Source organism: Shinella sp. G-2 (assembly GCF_050172695.1).
In the GTDB taxonomy this organism is placed as follows: Bacteria; Pseudomonadota; Alphaproteobacteria; order Rhizobiales; family Rhizobiaceae; genus Shinella.
Window position 1 is genome coordinate 60,851 of sequence record NZ_JBBEYH010000006.1, and the last position, 16,140, is coordinate 76,990.

Genomic DNA, 16,140 nt, shown 5'->3' on the forward strand with positions numbered 1-16,140 from the left:
ACACCATTGGCGAAACGCGCAGGAAGCGCCGATCTTCCCCTGCATGGCGGGAGAGTTCCGAGATGGCTCGGGGACCGTATGACGCGGCTCGGCGCGGTCATCACCGAAGCGATTGTTCATCACTATGGGCGCGACGAATATCTCCGCCGGCTGGCCAACCCGTTCTGGTTCCAGTCCTTCGGCGCCGTCATGGGCATGGACTGGCATTCCTCAGGCATCACGACCAGCGTGCTCGGCGCCCTGAAGCGCGGCCTGGTGCCGCTTTCGGGTGAATTGGGTCTCCACGTCTGTGGTGGGCGCGGCGCCCAGTCGCGCAAGACGCCAGGCGAATTGATGCGCATCGGCGACCGTGTCGGCCTCGATGGAGCGCGGCTTTCGACGACAAGCCGACTGGTGGCGAAGGTCGACAGCGCCGCGGTGCAGGACGGATTCGACCTTTACCTGCACGGATTTGTCGTTGCCGACGACGGAAAATGGGTTGTCGTGCAGCAGGGAATGAACGACGTCAGGCGCCAAGCCCGGCGATATCACTGGCTATCCGAAGGGCTGACCGGTTTTCTGGACTCGCCGCATGCCGCCATCGAGGGCAGGGATCAGGGGGAGATCGTCAATCTTGCCGACGCGCGCGCCAAGCCCTCGCGGGAGGGGCAGCTCGACCTTCTGGCAACGCTCGGACCGGACGGCATCCTTCGCGAACTGGCCGCGATCGAGAAATCCCCGGCAGTCGGCATGAAGAAAAGCGGTGAACAGCTGGCCTTGCCGCATCTCGTGATGCCTGCGCATCACGATGTACGCGAAAGCGACGTCAACATGCGGCGCCTGCATGGCAATCTCGCCGCAGCGGCCGAACGCGGACCGGCCGACTTCGAAAATCTGCTGCTCACGCCGGGCGTCGGCGCGCGCACCGTTCGGGCTCTGGCGATGGTGGCCGAGGTCGTGCATGGCACACCCTGCCGCTTTTCAGATCCCGCCCGCTTTTCGCTCGCCCATGGTGGCAAGGACCGGCACCCCTTTCCTGTCCCGCTGAGAGTATATGACGAAACGATCGGCGTGATGAAATCCGCGGTCCGCAAGGCAAGGCTGGGCCTGGACGAGGAGCTCCAGGCCCTGAAGCGACTTGACGAGCAAAGCCGTCAGCTTGAACGCTATGTGACGGGACCGGACCTGAAAGAGATCGTCGCCGGCGAATTTCATCGGTCGGCAGCCCTGGACGGCCGTAGCGTGTTCGGCTGGGAACGCGATCTTACCGGGGCGCAATCGGACGACTAGAGTTTGTCAGGGAAAAGTGGGAACCGGTTTTCCCGAAAAGACAAACGAAAACAAAAGAAGCTAGAGCGCGGCTCGGTCCGGAAACGTTGCCGTCGCGTCGGATGTGCCCAACTGCGGCCGTTGGTACGCTGGCGTACCAACGGCAGAGGCGGAGCATTATCGCTTCAACATTTATGCGACCGAAATCAAGATGCCCGCTCCCGAGAGGGAAGGGCGTGGCTGCGTCGATACCGTAGCCGGGCGGAGGCTCAAGTTGCTCCGTCTGCCGGAGCTTCCCCGAGTTTCGGCCACCCAAGATGCGTTTCGAACTGCGGCATGCAGGGGCCCAGGTCGCAATCAACGGCACGGCCAAATCTGTGCCACGTCCAGGACGCCCTCCCGTTGCAATTGCGTCGCAGCACCCTAGTTACCGGCGGACAAGCGGAGGGACAGATGGATAGCAGTGTTTCTGAGCGGGCAAAAACTGGCGTCGAGGGTCTCGATGACATCTTATCCGGCGGCTTGTCCCGCCGACATGTCTTTCTTCTCGAAGGGACGCCCGGGACGGGCAAGACCACGATCGCCTTGCAGTTTCTCCAGGAAGGAGCCGCGCTTGGCGAAAAGTGTCTGTACATCACGCTCTCCGAGACCGAGGACGAGCTGCGCGACAGCGCGCTGTCGCACGGCATGACGATCGACGGCAATATCGAAATCTTTGAGCTTGTTCCACCCGAGAACCTGCTGAATGCCGATCAGCAACAGAGCCTGCTTTACTCTTCGGATCTGGAACTGGGCGAGACCACGAAGATGATTTTCGAGACCTTCGCCAGGATCAAGCCAAGCCGCGTCGTCCTCGACAGCCTCTCGGAGATCCGCCTTCTTGCGCAAAGCTCCCTGCGCTACCGGCGGCAGATTCTCGCTTTGAAGCACTTCTTCTCTCGCACGGGCGCAACCGTTCTGCTGCTCGATGACATGACCTCCGACGTCCTCGACAAGACGGTCCACAGTGTCGTGCACGGGGTCATCCATCTCGAACAACTGGCACCGAGTTACGGATCGGAAAGGCGCCGACTGCGGATTACCAAGTATCGCGGCCAGGCTTTTCGCGGCGGCTATCACGACTTCACGATCAAAACCGGGGGCGTCGTCGTCTTCCCGAGGCTGCGCGCCATCGAGCACAAGACCGAGTTCGAGCGCTCGACGCTGACCAGCGGCATCGCGGAACTTGACGCACTCCTGGGCGGCGGCATCGAACGGGGATCGAGCACCTTGCTGATTGGGCCTGCGGGCACGGGCAAGAGCCTCTTTGCGCTGCAATTTGTCGACGCCGCGGTCAAGCGCGGCGAAAAGGCGGCACTCTTCATTTTCGACGAGGAACTCAGCCTGCTCTTCGGCCGCACCAAGGCCCTGGGATTCGATCTTCAGCGCTACCAGCGCGACGGCCTGATCCATATCGAGCAGTTGGACGCCGCCGAGCTTTCGCCCGGCGAATTCGCCCAACGCGTGCGCGAGCGCGTTGCGAGCTTCGACGCCAAGACCGTGGTCATCGACAGCATCAACGGCTACCAAGCCTCCATGCCCGAGGAAAACGCGCTCATTCTTCATCTGCACGAGCTGCTGCAATATCTGAACCGGCAGGGCGCGAACACCTTCGTAACCGTCGCGCAGCATGGGCTGGTGGGCGACATGAAGTCGCCGGTCGACGTTACCTATCTGGCCGACACGGTCGTGTTGCTGCGTTACTTCGAGGCGCTGGGCAAAGTCCGGCGTGCAATTTCGATTATCAAGAAGCGGACGGGAAAACACGAGGACACGATACGGGAATTCAGGATCGGCCGGGGCGGCCTTACGCTCGGCGAGCCGCTGACGGGATTCCAGGGCATTCTGCGTGGCGTTCCGACGCCCGTTGGCGAAGCGCAGCCGCTGTTGAAATCTTCTAGCGAGGGTGCGGACCATTCCAAATAGAGACGCCATCGCCTTGATTCACGCGCCTTTGGGGCGGGACGCGCAAATCGCGGGCTCGCTGCTGTCCGAAGCCGCCATCCTGTCCGACATCGCAGAGGATCTCGCTGCGTTCGTGTCGGCCCTGGATGAGGACACGGCCTTCGCCGTCGTGACGGAAGAGGCACTGCGTTCGGCGGACCTTCGTTCTCTTTCGGCCTGGATCAAGGCACAGCCGAGCTGGTCGGACCTGCCCTTCATCATTCTCACCCATCGCGGGGGCGGACCGGAGCGCAATCCTTCCGCGGCTCGTTTGTCGGAAGTGCTGGGCAATGTCAGTTTCATCGAGCGGCCCTTCCACGCCACCACATTTATCAGCGTGGCGCGGTCGGCAATGCGGGGTCGCCGCCGCCAATACGAGGCCCGGCTGCGCATCGAAGCGCTGGACGAGGGCGAGCGCCGGCTTCAGGCGGCGCTCGAAGCCGGCCATCTCGGTGCATGGGAGCTCGACCTTTCCACCGACGCACTCGTGACATCGGCCACCTGCCGCGGCGTCTTCGGCCGTGGCCCGGAAGATGCGTTTACCTACGACGACCTGCTTGCGGCCATCCACCCCGACGACGTCGAGAAGACGAAGTCAGCGGTAAGAGCAACGATCGAAACTGGCGGCGACTACGAGATCGAATATCGCACGATCTGGCTCGACGGTTCCATCCACTGGGCGGAAATCCGCGCCCAGCTCTATCGCAACCGAAGTGGAAAGGCGATCAAGCTTGTGGGCGTTTCCGCCGATATAACCGACCGGATATCCGCGGATGAGCAGCAGCGGAAATTGAACGAAACCCTCGAGGAGCGCGTCGCCGAACGGACGGCCGAACTGCACGAGGCCCACGCCATCGTCATGGCTGAAGTCGCCCAGCGCGAACGGGCCGAAGAACAGCTTCGGCAAGCTCAGAAGATGGAGGCGATCGGTCAGTTGACGGGCGGGGTCGCCCACGACTTCAACAATCTGCTGATGGCGGTTCTGGGCAATCTCGAGCTTCTGCGCAAGCATGTCGATGGCGACGTGAAGGCAGCGCGACTGATCGACGGCGCGCTTCAGGGCGCGCGGCGCGGTGCCTCGCTGACACAGCGGCTTCTGGCCTTCGCACGCCGGCAAGATTTGCGGGTCGATCCCGTCGATCTCGGCAAGCTGGTGGGAGACATGTCCGATCTTCTGAAACGCTCGGTCGGAACGGGTATTGTGATCGAGACGAACCTTCCCGAACGGCTGGAGCCCGTGCTCGCCGATGCCAATCAGCTGGAACTGGCGCTTCTGAACCTTGTGGTGAATGCGCGCGACGCGATGGCGGAGGGAGGAACTGTCCGTATCACCCTGGCGGCAAGGAGCCTCGAACACGGAGAGGGCGATCTTGCGGCAGGCCGGTACGGCGTGCTCTCGGTCGCCGACGAGGGCCACGGCATGGATGAAGAGACGCTACAAAAAGCGATTGAACCGTTTTTCTCCACGAAGGAGCTCGGAAAAGGCACCGGGCTCGGCCTGTCGATGATCCACGGATTGGCGCTTCAGTTGAAGGGAACGCTTCGGCTGCGCAGCACGCCAGGGAAAGGCACCACGGCCGAATTGTGGATTCCCGTCTCCGATGCGCAACCTGTCGTCTCGGACGGTTCTGGCGGGCAGGAGCCCGACCAGCAGGTCGGGGCCCTGCGCGTCCTTCTCGTGGATGACGATTTCCTGATCGCCATGAGTTCGGTCGACATGCTGACCGATCTCGGTCACGAGGTGATCGAAGCGCATTCCGGCAAGGAGGCGCTTGCACACCTTCGTGGAAGCGGCAGGTTTGATCTGCTGATCACCGATTATTCCATGCCGGAAATGACCGGCGGAGAACTGGCCATGGCCGCACGGGCCCTGTTGCCGGACCTGCCAATCCTCATCGCATCCGGATATGCCGATCTACCGTCGGGGATCGATATCGACGTCGCGCGTCTTGGCAAACCCTATACGCAGCAACAGCTTGCACAGGAGATCGAGCGCGTTTTGAAAGACGTATAGACGGGCCGTCGCGACGATGCCGGTCTCCTCCCTCAGGCTCCGGACTGAGCGACGAGCGCGGGACTGCGCCGCGCCCACGCGCCTTTTTGCTCTTGCGAGGGGTCGCCTCGCTCCACTTCATCCTGCAATTTCATGTTCCAATCCATTTCTTTCATGAACGCATGCCGCAGCTTGCTTGACTCGCCGATCTCGAGTGCAGAACATTCATCTTGTCAGACATCTTACATAAGGGGATCCGAACTGACGGATCATCAGGAGGAACAAATGAAAACGCTCTTCATGCGATTGGCTGTCGGTGCCGCCTTCATGGCTGCAGCAGTGTCTGCCCAGGCGGGCGAAACGCTCGACCGCGTCATGGAAAAGAAGGCCATGGTCGTGGCCACGAACAGCGGCTGGCCACCCCAGAGCTACCTCGACGACAGCAATGAGATGGTCGGCTTCGACATCGACGTGTCGCGCGAAATCGCAAAGCGCCTTGGCGTGGAGGTGACCTTCGAGACGCCGGACTGGGCGACCCTGACGGGCGGCCGGTGGCAGGGCCGCTACGATCTGGGTGTCGGCTCGGTCACCCCGACCAAGGCGCGCGCCCAGGTGATCGACTTCGTCGGCATCTACTATTACAGCCCCTATGTTTACGTCGTGCACAAGGACAGCGACGCCAAGTCCGTGACCGATCTCAACGGCAAGGTCATCGGCGTCGAGACGGCGACGACGTCGGAAGACTTCATCAATCGCAGGCTCGAGATCGATGCGCCCGGCCTGCCCCCGATCGAATACAAGCTGGAGCCGGGCGAGGTCCGCACCTTCGCCGATTCCATGCTGCCCTTCGACGACCTGCGCCTCGGCAATGGCGTGCGTCTCGATGCGGTGATCGCGCCCGAGCAGACCGCGATGAACGCCATCAAGAACGGCTATCCGGTCAAGACCCTTGAAGGCGAATACGCCTTCCGTGAACCGCTCGTTGTCATCGCCGAGAAGGTCGACCCGGAATGGACCGCAAAGGTTGGCGGCATCATCGAGGAAATGAAGAAGGACGGCACGCTGGGTACGCTCACCACCAAGTGGTACGGCAAGGACTACAGCACCGACTGACGAACTCTGCGGCGTGGGCGGCATTTCGCCCGCGCCCGACTCTTCGAGGGGAGCCTGCCCATGTCCTATCCGGACACCTATTACAAACGAACCATGGCGGACCAGACGGCGCGCCCGGCGCTTGCCGGCACGGTCGAATGCGACGTTGTCATCGTCGGCGGCGGTCTTGCCGGCCTTTCGACGGCACTGCAGCTTGCCCGCGCCGGCAAGCATGTCACGGTGCTGGAAGCTGAAAGCGTGGGTTTCGGCGCCTCGGGGCGCAATGGCGGTTTTGTCGGCCCCGGCTATGCGACGGGTGGCGACGACATCGCCCGCATCACCGGCAAGGATGCGGCGCGCAAGCTGCACCATCTCTCCATCGAGGGCATGGAATTCATCCGCGAGAACATCAAGTCGCTCGGTATCGACAGCGCGCGGCCCGAGCCGGGGATCATGAGCGTGCTGCGCTATGACGACGGCCCGAGCCTCAAGGCCTATGCGGACGAGACCCGCCGCGAATACGGTTATGACCTCGACTATATGGACCGCGACGCCGTGCGCGCCGTGCTGAAGTCCGAGCGTTACTTCCAGGCGCTGCGCAATCCGAACGCCTTCCACATGCACCCGCTCAACTACCTGCGCGCCATCGCGGCCGAGATCGAGCGTCTCGGCGGACGCATCTGCGAGCAGTCGCCCGCAACATCGGTGGATTTCTCCCGCACTGAAAAACGGGTGAAAACGGCGGGCGGCGAGGTGAGAGCCCATGATGTCGTCTTCACGACAGGCGGCTACACCGACGGGCTGAACGGCAGGCTGAAGCGGTCCTTCCTGCCGATCGCCACCTATGTCATGGTCAGCGAAGAAGCGCCGGAACTGATCGCCACGGCGATTGCCACGGAAAACGCCATCGGCGACAATCGCCGGGCCGGCGATTACTACCGCCTCGTCGACGGCGGTCGCCGCATCCTGTGGGGTGGGCGCATCACCACCCATGCCGCCTCCACGGCCGGCCTCGTCAAGGAATTGCGCGCCGAGATGATCGGCACCTATCCGCAGCTCAGGGATCTCAGGACAGAGCTCGCCTGGTCGGGCCTGATGTCCTATGCCCGCCATCTGATGCCCCAGATCGGGCGCATGAGTCCGGGCGTCTGGTATTGCACCGCCTTCGGCGGGCACGGGCTCAACACCACGGCGATCGGCGGCAAGGTGATCGCCGAAGGCATCCTGGGCGAGTCCGATCGCTACAGGCTCTTCGAGCCTTTCGGCCTTGTCTGGGCCGGCGGCCTTGCGGGTCTTGCCGTGGCGCAGCTCACCTACTGGAAACTCCAGGCGCAGGACTGGTGGCGCGAGCGCGCGGCTTAAGCGGCCTCCATCAACAAGGAAGAGGGCGGAACATGATCGGCCGACTGATACTCACCTATCCCGAAGCATCGCGCAGGATCGGCAGCCTGCTGATCCTTGCGGTCATCGTGGCGACACTCTACGCCCTCGGCATCAGCTCCGCCTGGATAGGCCATGCCTTGCCGTCCTCGGCGGACTGGCTGAAGCAGAACCCGGCCATCAGCCGCCTTGTCTCGGCGGTGCTGATCGCGCTCATCCTTGCCGCCAACTGGAAGGCGCTTCGCCAGCTTCCGCGCCGCCAGCAGGTCATGGCCGTCTGGTTCGAGCTGTTCGCGCTGTTGATGCTGTTCTTCTACTCCTTCGATCTCTCCTTCGCCTTCATCGCCAAGAAGATCGGCTTCCTCATCACGCAGGGTGTGACGACGACACTCTATATTTCCGCGATCTCCATCATTATCGCGACCATCATCGCCCTTGCCGGCGCCATCGCCAAGCTCTCCAACAACGGCGTCATCTACGGCCTTGCGACCTTCTATACGTCGCTCTTTCGCGGCCTGCCTCTGCTCATGCAGATCTACATCATCTATCTCGGCCTGCCACAGGTCGGCTACGTGATCGGTGCCGTGCCGGCCGGCATCCTGGCGCTGTCGCTTTGTTATGGCGCCTATATGACGGAAATCTTCCGGGCCGGCATCCAGAGCATCAATCGCGGCCAGACGGAAGGCGCGACCGCCCTCGGCCTCAGCCCGGCGCAGACCATGGCGCTCGTCATCCTGCCGCAGGCCATGCGCGTCATCATCCCACCGACCGGCAATCAGTTCATCGCCATGCTGAAGGATTCTTCGCTCGTCTCCGTGGTGGGCGTCTGGGAAATCATGTATCTTGCCCGCACCCAGGGCCAGACCGAATTCCGTCATATCGAAATGCTGATAACCGCTTCCATGATCTACTGGATTCTGTCGATCTGCCTCGAATATGCGCAGGCCCGCATCGAGGAAAGGTTCGGCCGTTTCAATGTCCGCTGAGGCATCCGTGATTGACGAGGGCGGCGCGCCAGTCGTGCCGTCCAACGGCCGGGGGGCGGTGCTCGTTCTCCTTGCCTTTTTCGTGTTTTCGGCAACCGACGCCATCGTCAAGATCATGGCGGACACGATACCGGCGCCGCAGGTGACGTTTCTCATCACCGTCGCGGCGCTTGTCCTGCTTCTGGGACATGCCATTGCCACGGGACGCATTCACCGTCTGGTGCCGCGCCAGCCGTCGCTCGCCTTCTGGCGGGCCTTTCTGCTCGCGGTCGATACGCTGCTCATCCACTATGCCTTCGCCAAACTTCCGCTGGCTGAGGCCTATCTCATTGCCTTCCTGACACCGATCCTCGTCGCCATGCTTGGCTTCGTCTTTCTCGGTGAACGGCTCTCGCGCATCGGCTGGGCGGGCGTGCTCGTCGGCTTTGCCGGCGTCGTCGTGGCGCTCAAGCCGGGTGTCGCGCCGCTCAATCTCGGTCATCTTGCAGCATTCGCTTCTGCGGTGTTCTTCGCGCTGTCGCTGATCCTGCTGCGCCGGGCCAAGATGGCGGAAACGGACGCGGCGCTGGTGGCGAGCCTGCTCATCGTCATGACGCCCGTTGCGCTGGCCGTTGCAGCCGTTGCGACCGATATGGTGCCGCTCGACCTTCCCGGTTACGGACTCTCGCTGGCGGGCGGCGCACTCATGCTGGGCGGCCACGCGCTGCTGGTGCGCGCGTTCCGGGTCGGCGAAGCCTCGGTCGTGGCCCCGTTCCAGTACAGCCAGATCATCTGGGGCTGTCTCTATGGTGTTCTCCTCTTCGCAACGCCCGTCGAACCGCACACGGTGCTCGGTGCCGCGATCATCATCCTGTCGGGCTGGCTCGTCCTGAGGGGGTCTTCCGAGCGGCTGGGCGCATGAGGTGACCGTGGGACACGGTTGTAAGATGACGATGTCCAATGTCCGTCCGCCCCCGCGGAGATTCCGGGGCGTTTCATGGGTGCGGAGCGGCGCTGCGCGCCGCACTTGACCCTGCCGGATTTGTCAGACAAGGAAGGCGCGATACCATGAATGAGGAGGCATCCCGGTGGAGGAACCCCTTCGCGATTCCCGCACCATCGCCGTTCAGTTGAGGGACAGGATCGCCGATCTCATACGCGACGAGGGGCTCAGGCCGGGCGACAGGCTGCCGACCGAAGCGCAATTGACGCAAAGGTTCAAGATTTCCCGGCCGGCATTGCGCGAGGCCCTGAAACTGCTCGAGCAGGACGATGTGATCAATGTCGAGCACGGACGCGGCCGTTTCGTCTCTGCTTTGACTGCCGTGCAGGTCGACCGTCCGATCACCGTGTTCGAGAGCGTGACGGACATGGTCCGCCATTACGGCTACAGCACGGTCAACAAGGTGGTTTCCATTTCGGAGGAAACACCGGATACACGCGTTGCCGAGAGCCTGAGGCTTGCCCCGGGAGACCGGGTGATCCGCATCGAGCGCATCCGCCTGCACCAGGACGAGCCCATCCTCTACTGCATAGATTACATGCCCCGCAGCCTCATCGCAGGACGCCTCTATGATATCGACTGGAGCGGCTCCCTGATGCAGCTCATGGAGGAATACGGCAATCGCCCCCGGATGTCGGCGGCGAGCGTTTCCGCCGTCATGCTGCCGGTCGAGGTGGTGGAGCGGCATGGCCTGAAGGACTTCGGCCCGGCCTTGCTCATCACCGAAACCTGTTTCAACGCCGCCGGAGCGCCGGTCAACTATGCCCTCGACTATCATCGCGGCAGCCATTTCTCCTTCAGCATGGTCCGCAAATGACGCCGCCATGGAGGGCAGGGAGTGCCGCGCATCCGCATGGCTAGTCGAAGCGACCGCCCGACGCTACAAGGGGACCGTGACGCGTTCTGCTTGTGCGATTGAAGGGTGACATGGTTCGCAAACCGGCGACTTTGAAGGATGTGGCGGCGCTCGCCAATGTGTCGCGCGCAACGGCCGCCCGGGCTCTCAACAGTTACGGCTATGTTGGCGACGAGACCGCCCAGAAGGTTCAGGCGGCGGCGGAAAAGCTGGGATATCGTGGCAATCGCCTGGCGCAGGCGCTGCGCAACGGTCAATTGCCGATCGTCGGCTGTATCCTCGGGGATATCCAGAATCCGTTCTTCGCTCGGATCGCCCATGATATCGAGGTTCTTGCACGCGAATGCGGGCACAACCTCGTGATCGGCAGCAGCGAGGAGGAGCTGGACCAGGAGATTTCGCTTCTGTCGAGCCTGCGCTCACTGTCGATACGGGGCTTCATCGTGGCGCCGACCTCAGCGACGAACAACGCCCACCTTCAAAGCCTGAACCTCGAGAACGTGCCTCTCGTCCTGATCGACCGTGTTGCCGAGGACGTCGAGAGCGACCATGTGGTGGTGGATAACGAAGGGGGCGCGCGCAAGGCGGTGGAATATCTCATCGCCATGGGCCATCGCCGCATCGGCCTGCTGCAGGACGATATGCGCATCTTCACCTCGCGCGAGCGCATGACCGGCTACCGGACCGCACTTGCTGCCGGCGGCATCGCACCGGACGACCGGCTGATCGCCGTTTCACAATCCACGGTAGAGCATGCCGTCGACGCGACCATACGACTCTTCAGTCAGAAGATGCCACCGACGGCGCTCTTCACGGTCGACAGCCTGATGACGCAGGGCGCTCTTCTTGCCTTCCGTTCGATGGGAATCTCCATTCCCCACGACGTCTCGCTGATCGGTTTCGACGACTTCAATCTGGCGACATTTACCGATCCGCAGATCACTGTCGTCTCGCAACCGGTTTCCGAAATCGGGCGGGCCGCCGCGCGGCTTCTGTTTGACAGGCTCTCCGGAAAAAGCGATCCGCCACAGAAAATCCGCTTTGAAACCAAGCTGATAGTTCGCGGCTCCGTCAGCCGCCACAGCGCCGGTTAACGGGCAAAAACGACCTCCCATATTTTTTTGACGCCCTACTTGTCAGCGGGAATTTCTTGTGCGCTAAATATGTGTGAGATCGATCTCACATTGTCTCAAGGATCACTGCGTGAAGACGTCAGCTCGCTTCGAGGACGATTGCGGAGCGCAAAACGGGAAGGTTCAAATGCTCAATTTCGATAGGGATCGCTTTGTAAAGATCCAAAGCGGCGCAGTTGCAATCGCCAAGGACGTGCGTGTCCTGATGCGTGAACTGCTGGACGGTGGTCTGGAACGCATCTTCTTCATGGGGACCGGCGGCGTGCAGTTTCTGACCCAGCCGGCCATCGAGCTTGCACGCAACGCAACGCTCTTCCCGGTTTCGGCCGCCTATTCCGCACAGGTCGTTCTGGAGCCGCCGGCAGGCCTCGACGACAAGGCGCTGGTCGTGCTGCCGTCGCTCTCCGGCACCACCAAGGAGAGCGTGCAGCTTCTCGCCTTCCTGAAGGAGCGCGGCGTGAAGACGCTGTCGCTCACCGGCCACAAGGATACGCCGCTCGGCCGTGACGCCGACCACAACTTCACCAACTTCGCCGAGGACGATACGTCTTCGGAATCCTTCTATCTCCAGACCCTGCTCATCGTGCTCGCCCTGCTGGCCGAGCGCGGCGAATACGCCGATTTCGATGCGACGGTCGGCGAGCTGGCGCTGCTGCCGGAACTGCTGGTTTCGGTGAAGGAAGGCTACGAGACCGAGGCCGCCGCGCTCGCCCGGGAAATCAAGGACGAGACCTACCACATCTTTACCGGCGCCGGCTCGGTCTGGCCAGAAGCGCACTACTACGGCATGTGCATTCTGGAGGAGATGCAATGGATCCGCACCCGCCCCGTGCAGGCATCCGACTTCTTCCACGGAACGCTGGAACTGGTAGAGCCGGGCGTCAGCCTCTTCGTCTTCAAGGGCGAGGATGCCTTGCGCCCCCTGACGGACCGCGTGGAGAACTTCGCCAAGCGCTACACCGACAAGGTGCGCGTTCTCGACGCGGCCTCCGCCAAGCTTCCGGGCGTCTCGGCCAAGACGCGCAGCCTCATCTCGCCGATCGTCCTGGCGACCATGCTGGAGCGCCTGAGCGCCCATCTGGAAGTGCTGCGCGATCACCCGCTGACCACGCGCCGCTACTACAAGCGTGTCGAATACTGAGATCTTCCGGTCCGGCGGCGACGCCGGACCGGTTGCCTGACGCATGCTGACGTAACGAAAACAAGAGAGGAACTGCGAAATGAAAGCCAATACGTTCTTGAGCACGACCAGCCTTGCGGCAATCGCGACCGCCGCCTTCGTCATCGGCAGCGTCGGTGCTGCATCTGCAGCCGAGCCGGTCATCGCCGATCCCAATGCGACGGTCGACTATTCGGGCACGGTCAGCGTGCTGACCAAATTCGGTCTGCAACAGCTTTCTCCCTTCTTCGTCGATGCCGCCAGGGACTATGAAAAGCTTCATCCCGGCGTGAAAGTCGAGCTCATCCAGGAGAGCGACGACAGCGTGAAGGGCAAGACCAAGGCGCTCGTCGCCTCCAATTCGCTGCCGGACGTCTACTTCACCTGGACGGGAAGCTGGGGTGAGAATTTCGTGCGCGGAAACCGCGCCGTCGATCTGACCCCGGTCATCGGCCCCGACACCGAATGGGGCAAGACGCTTGCGACCGCTGCCGTCTCCGCCTTCCAGTACAATGGCAAGCTTTACGGCATTCCGCTTTATCTCGACGCCAAGTTCATGGGCTACAACAAGAGCCTGTTCGAAAAGGCGGGCGTCGCCGAGCCCAAGACCTTCGAGGACCTGCTCAGCGCCTGCGCCGCCCTGAAGAAATCCGGCGTCACGCCGGTCTCCTTCGGCAACAAGGAAGGCTGGCCGGGCGTGCATTATGCCGGACAGCTGCTGGCCTACAACGTACCGCAGGCGACGCTCGAAAAGGATTTCGTCCCTGCCACCGCCGAATTCGCCGATCCCGGCTATGTCGCCAGCCTGACGCAGTTCAAGCAGCTCATCGACGAATGCTCCGATGGTTCGGGCACGAACGGCTCATCCTATGCATCGGCTCTGCAGCAGTTCAGCAACGGCAAGTCCGCCATGTACTATCAGGAGATCATCGAATTCGATCAGTCGACCGCGGACGGCGCGTTGAACCGGGACGATTTCGGCTTCTTCACGCTTCCCGTGCCGAAGGACGCGAAGGGTGATCCCAAGGCTGTCGAAGGCGCGCCGGAAGGCTACATGATCAATGCGGCATCCAAGAACATCCCGCTTGCGATCGACTTCATGCGTTTCGTGACCTCGGCGGCAAACGGCAAGGTTCTCTCCGCGCCGCCTTACGGCCAGCCGAGCGCGACAGTCGGCGGATATTCGGCGGAAGCCATGAACCCGGCCGTGGTCGATGGTCTCAAGGTGATCGCCGGCGCCTCCTACCTGATGCCCTGGCTCGATACGGCCAACCCGCCGCGTGTGGCGTCCGCCTGGCTTTCCGGCCTCCAGGCGCTGATCGGCGGCTCGATGACACCCGAAGAGGTCATGGAGCGGGTCAAGGAAGCGGCGGCTTCGTCCAAGTGAGGATCGGCCTGAAATGACTGTCATGAAGCATGAGCAGAAGGGTGAAGCCGTAAAAATCGGCTTCACCGGGCCGGACCGGGCGGAAAGCAACCGGTTCGGCCCGCTGGCCGGGATCCTGTCGTTTCGCTGGGTGCTGGTCGCCTTCGTCCTGATCCTCTGGTTCGTCTATTATCCCATCATCGACAATTTCGTCGTCAGCACGAAGAACCAGGACATCTTCACCGGCGAGACGGCCTTTATCGGCCTGGAAAATTACCGTCGCCTGCAAGGCGACCCGGTGGTCTGGACGGCGATCGTCAACAACACGCTTTATGCCGTCATATCCGTCGTCTTCCAGGTTTTCGGCGCCTTCGTTCTCGCGGCGCTGATCGAGGGGCTTGCCGAGGAAAAATGGCGCCGCTTCTGGCGCGCCGTCTACTTCATACCCTCGGCCATCTCGATCACCGTCACCGGCCTTCTCTTCTATTTCATCTACCAGCCCGACATCGGCCTCCTGGATTCGGCATTGGCACAGGTCGGCCTGGCGCAGTGGTCGCGCGCCTGGCTCGGCGAGGAGGGGACCGCAATCTACGCCATCATCGCCATGAGCCAGTGGCAGGGCTTCGGCTATTCCACCCTGCTTTTCGCCATCGCGATCCAGAAGATCCCGCGCGAACTCTACGACGCGGCGATCATGGACGGGGCGGGGACCTGGCGGCGCCTGTGGAACATCACCTTTCCGCTGACCCGTGAAATGACCGGCCTCATGGTGATCGTCACCATCACCGGCGCGTTTCAGGTGTTCAACGAGGTCATGGTGATGACCGGCGGCGGGCCGAACAACAGCAGTCAGGTGCTCGGCACGTGGCTTTACCAGCAGGGCTTCATCGAAAACGACTTCGGCTACGGCGCGGCGATCGCATCGGTGATCTTCGTCATCACGCTCCTGACCGGCTTCGCGCAGCTCTGGTACACGAAAAGACGGAGGGTCGAGCTGTGAGCCTCGCCTATGACACCCGGGAAACCGAGCGCACCGACTTCGTCGCCGTGCTGGCGAAAGTCTGCCTCGTGACCTTCCTCATCAGCCTCGGCATCCTCGTCCTGTATCCGCTGTTCTGGATGGCGCTGAACGGCTTCAAGACCAATGCCGAAATCTTCGGCAATCCCTTCGCGCTGCCGAGCGGTTTCGGCATTGCGAACTACATTTCGGCCTGGAACCAGGGCATCCGCAACTACATCGCGACGAGCGTCATCGTCACGCTCGCATCTGCCATCTGCACGGTGCTGGTCAGCGCCTGGACGGCGTATGGCCTCACCCGCTCGAAACTGCCGGGAAAACCTTTCTTCGTCGGCATCGTGCTCGGCGGCCTCATGCTCAGCCCGACGGTCGCCGTGATCCCGCTGGTGCGCATGATGCAGGACCTCGGCCTCTACAATACCTACTGGGCGCTCATCATTCTCTACACCGCCTTCCGCATTCCCTTCACGACCTTCCTGATCCGGGCCTATATGCTGGGGCTACCGCGAGACCTCGACGAGGCCGCCATCATGGACGGCGCCAGCGAAGGCCAGATCTTCTGGAAAGTGACGCTGCCGCTGTGCAAGCCGATCCTGGTCTCCTGCGTCATCCTGCATGTGCTCTTCGCCTGGAACGAATATCTCTTCGCTATGATCTTCACCAGCGGCGCGGATCTGCAGACGCTGCCCGTCGGCCTCACCTCGATCATGGCAAAACACGGCACCAACTACGCGGTCGTCTTCGCCGCCATGACACTCTCGGCACTCCCCATCGTCATCGCCTTCTTTGCCGCCCAGCGCTTCTTCATCCGCGGGCTGGCCGAAGGCATCGGAAAATAGGGCAGGCATCATGTTGAAACGACAACAGCTCATCGGTGCGAACTTCTCCTTCCAGCACCACCCCTTCCGCTGGACCGCCGAAAAACTCAGCGGCATGGGCTTCCA

The 16,140-nt window shown here is 62.3% G+C and carries 13 protein-coding genes; all 13 read left to right on the plus strand.

Translation table 11 applies throughout. The annotated features are described in order from the left end of the window. The first annotated feature begins 6 nt into the window (after positions 1-6). The 13 genes from V8U06_RS12575 to V8U06_RS12635 all read left to right on the plus strand — a co-directional run bounded on the left by V8U06_RS12575 (position 7) and on the right by V8U06_RS12635 (position 16,035). Positions 7-1,269 (plus strand): DUF763 domain-containing protein, encoded by a 1,263-nt coding sequence (locus V8U06_RS12575; protein ID WP_427140911.1) that lies wholly within the window; start codon positions 7-9, stop codon positions 1,267-1,269. A gap of 432 nt (positions 1,270-1,701) precedes the next feature. Next, on the plus strand, positions 1,702-3,213 hold the full coding sequence (locus V8U06_RS12580; protein ID WP_427140912.1) for an ATPase domain-containing protein: 1,512 nt from the start codon (positions 1,702-1,704) through the stop codon (positions 3,211-3,213). Continuing rightward, on the plus strand, positions 3,194-5,245 hold the full coding sequence (locus V8U06_RS12585) for an ATP-binding protein (RefSeq protein WP_427140913.1): 2,052 nt from the start codon (positions 3,194-3,196) through the stop codon (positions 5,243-5,245). Before V8U06_RS12580 ends, V8U06_RS12585 begins: the two co-directional genes overlap by 20 nt. Before the next feature lie 264 nt (positions 5,246-5,509). After that, on the plus strand, positions 5,510-6,337 hold the full coding sequence (locus tag V8U06_RS12590; protein ID WP_427140914.1) for a transporter substrate-binding domain-containing protein: 828 nt from the start codon (positions 5,510-5,512) through the stop codon (positions 6,335-6,337). A gap of 60 nt (positions 6,338-6,397) precedes the next feature. After that, on the plus strand, positions 6,398-7,678 hold the full coding sequence (locus V8U06_RS12595) for an NAD(P)/FAD-dependent oxidoreductase (RefSeq protein ID WP_427140915.1): 1,281 nt from the start codon (positions 6,398-6,400) through the stop codon (positions 7,676-7,678). Positions 7,679-7,710: 32 nt separating this feature from the next. Further along, positions 7,711-8,682: an amino acid ABC transporter permease gene (locus V8U06_RS12600; protein WP_427140916.1), complete on the plus strand. Its 972-nt coding sequence runs from the start codon at positions 7,711-7,713 to the stop codon at positions 8,680-8,682. Between the two features lie 7 nt (positions 8,683-8,689). Next, positions 8,690-9,583, plus strand: a complete 894-nt coding sequence (locus V8U06_RS12605) for a DMT family transporter (protein ID WP_427140917.1) — start codon at positions 8,690-8,692, stop codon at positions 9,581-9,583. 166 nt (positions 9,584-9,749) lie between these two features. Then, entirely contained in the window at positions 9,750-10,481 is a 732-nt protein-coding gene (locus tag V8U06_RS12610; protein WP_427140918.1) for a GntR family transcriptional regulator, read from the plus strand. 140 nt (positions 10,482-10,621) lie between these two features. Beyond that, positions 10,622-11,614, plus strand: a complete 993-nt coding sequence (locus V8U06_RS12615; RefSeq protein WP_427140919.1) for a LacI family DNA-binding transcriptional regulator — start codon at positions 10,622-10,624, stop codon at positions 11,612-11,614. A gap of 166 nt (positions 11,615-11,780) precedes the next feature. After that, a complete protein-coding gene (locus tag V8U06_RS12620) occupies positions 11,781-12,794 on the plus strand; it encodes an SIS domain-containing protein (protein WP_427140920.1) in 1,014 nt (337 codons plus the stop codon). Positions 12,795-12,873: 79 nt separating this feature from the next. Beyond that, complete coding sequence (locus V8U06_RS12625; protein WP_427140921.1) at positions 12,874-14,199, plus strand: ABC transporter substrate-binding protein; 1,326 nt, start codon at positions 12,874-12,876, stop codon at positions 14,197-14,199. A gap of 13 nt (positions 14,200-14,212) precedes the next feature. Beyond that, complete coding sequence (locus tag V8U06_RS12630; RefSeq protein ID WP_427140922.1) at positions 14,213-15,178, plus strand: carbohydrate ABC transporter permease; 966 nt, start codon at positions 14,213-14,215, stop codon at positions 15,176-15,178. Continuing rightward, the gene (locus tag V8U06_RS12635; RefSeq protein ID WP_130520643.1) at positions 15,175-16,035 is read left to right on the plus strand and encodes a carbohydrate ABC transporter permease; all 861 of its coding nucleotides are present in this window, start codon (positions 15,175-15,177) and stop codon (positions 16,033-16,035) included. Before V8U06_RS12630 ends, V8U06_RS12635 begins: the two co-directional genes overlap by 4 nt. The last annotated feature ends 105 nt before the right edge of the window (positions 16,036-16,140 follow it).